The sequence below is a fragment of the Heyndrickxia ginsengihumi genome, from assembly GCF_011008565.1.
GTDB classification, from domain to species: Bacteria; Bacillota; Bacilli; order Bacillales; family Bacillaceae_C; genus Weizmannia; species Weizmannia ginsengihumi.
Map to the genome: position 1 here is coordinate 1 of NZ_JAAIWK010000053.1, position 2037 is coordinate 2037.

Below are 2037 nucleotides of genomic sequence, written 5' to 3' on the forward strand. Positions count from 1 at the left end.
TTAAGTAACACTTAACTGCTTGTAATTTATCTTCGGCAGTAAATTTAACCATAGAAAAACTGCACCTCCAACTGTTAGATGGTGTCTAACAATTGGGGGCAGTTCAAAAGGGATAGGTTTTGCTCTTTTTTGGTGGAGCTCGTTTCCATTCCAGTCAATTTCATTATAAAACTTTAAAAGGTATAGCATCAATTTTTTGCTGATAAAACACGTAGTTTACGAAGACAGTCTTCATCGAAAGGAAAATTCACCCCTCGATATAGTAAAATTTAAAATCAATATCTCTGTCATGATTACCAAATTCTTTTCCAAAAATGGTTGCTCCCCCTATATGTTTCGCATCTTCCTCTACCGAAATACGCAATGTGACGATATCCTCTGTTTGCAGTGCTAAATCTTCAATCGTCAATTTAGATAGTAGCTCCCCGTCAAAATGACACCCATGCTCAGAAATTCTAATCGTTTTAAAAAGACCATATTGACTATTTGCGTCATCCCACCATTCAGGTGTCCGTTTTCCTCGTATATCAGAAAAATTCCCGGGACATGTCCATGTACCAATTTGTCTATTATTCACATAAAACGTTATATCCGAAGGCCAAACATTGTTAGAGTAAGGAAACTCGGAGGAGATTTCAAAACTGATTTCCAGTAATTTCAATACTTCATTTTTATTTAGCGGATTTGAGATTTTATACTCTAAAAATCCTTGTGTAAACCAGACGATTTGTGCCTGTACTCTTTCGGGATCCATAAAGTATTTAGGTTCATCCACAAACCCGATAATCTTATTTTCAGTTGCCAATCCACATGTTGGCGTTGCAAAATAGTCGGTGTAATGCCCGACAGGCAATTCGACTTGTTTGCTTTTGTAATCAGGATAGATTTTAGCGGGAAATTCGATCTGAATATTGTCTACTATAAGCTTTGAAACTTTTTGCAGTCCTGACTTTCCAGGAATCTTTTCCGTTCTAATCAGCCTTGCTTTTTCTAACTGTTGAATATGTCTTGTTACAATCGCATTGCTAATGCCTAATATTTCGGAAAGTTCCTTAATGTTTCTAGCTTTTTGAGAGAGCAGACGGATCATCTCTAGACGAGTATCGCTGGCCAATGCAGCATAAACCTTTTTTGAATCGTGAGAAATGTCAAGTAACATGTTACCGCCTCCTTTTGTTAATAATTTGGTCTATGAGAATAAGAAAAATTAGGGGATAGCTTTTTATGATTAACAATTAAGTTAATTAAATTATATGTTGATATAAAAGTATTTTTTCCAACGTTTTTTTTGTAAATTTAGTGATGAACATAAGAAATAATGAATAAAATTTACTAATTCATTAAACAAATCATTTTTTTTGGAGGGGTATGTATGCGTTTACATTTCGCTGAAACTTAAAATATAGGACACTTCTAAACTTTAAAATACATTGAATAAGGAGGATTAACGTGAAAAAATGGATTGGAATTTTAATTGCCTTGCTGCTAACAATTGGTCTTTCAGGGTGTGGAAGTTCTTCAAGTTCAAAAAAAGAAATCGTATTTTGGAATCCTTTCACGGGTCCAGACGGAAAAAATATGCAAAAAATGGTGGATGAGTATAATAAGACCAATCCTAAGTACAAAATTAAAAATATCTCTATGAAGGAAGCAGATATGTATACTAAAATACCGACCGTTGTCAATTCAGGAAAAAACATTCCGGATTTGACGATCGTCCATGCAGAACGAATCAAGCAATATGTTGATAATGGAATGTTAGTATCCTATGATAATTCCCTTAAAGATTTTCCAGAGATTAAGGAAGAAAACTATGTTCCAGAAGCATGGAAAATCGGTCAACTAAATGGCAAGAGATATAGTATTCCATTGGATATTCATTCATTTATCATGTATTACAATAAAGACTTAGTTAAGAAGTATGCCCCGCATGCATTGTGATATGCTCCCCTTTAGGTAGACAGATTAAAAAATAAAAATCTGGCTGCTTATGGGGGAGTATTTGTTATGTCCAAAAGATCTTACTCTGCAGAAGAG

Annotated in this window: 2 protein-coding genes; one reads left to right on the plus strand and one right to left on the minus strand. The window is 34.5% G+C overall.

Going from position 1 to position 2037, the window contains the following annotated elements:
* Nucleotides 1-247 precede the first annotated feature (247 nt).
* Nucleotides 248-1159 (minus strand): ArsR/SmtB family transcription factor, encoded by a 912-nt coding sequence (locus G4D61_RS17760; RefSeq protein ID WP_025727234.1) that lies wholly within the window; start codon nt 1157-1159, stop codon nt 248-250.
* A gap of 290 nt (nt 1160-1449) precedes the next feature.
* Between G4D61_RS17760 and G4D61_RS17765 the strand changes: the two genes are divergently transcribed.
* On the plus strand, nt 1450-1941 hold the full coding sequence (locus tag G4D61_RS17765; RefSeq protein ID WP_367613804.1) for an extracellular solute-binding protein: 492 nt from the start codon (nt 1450-1452) through the stop codon (nt 1939-1941).
* The last annotated feature ends 96 nt before the right edge of the window (nt 1942-2037 follow it).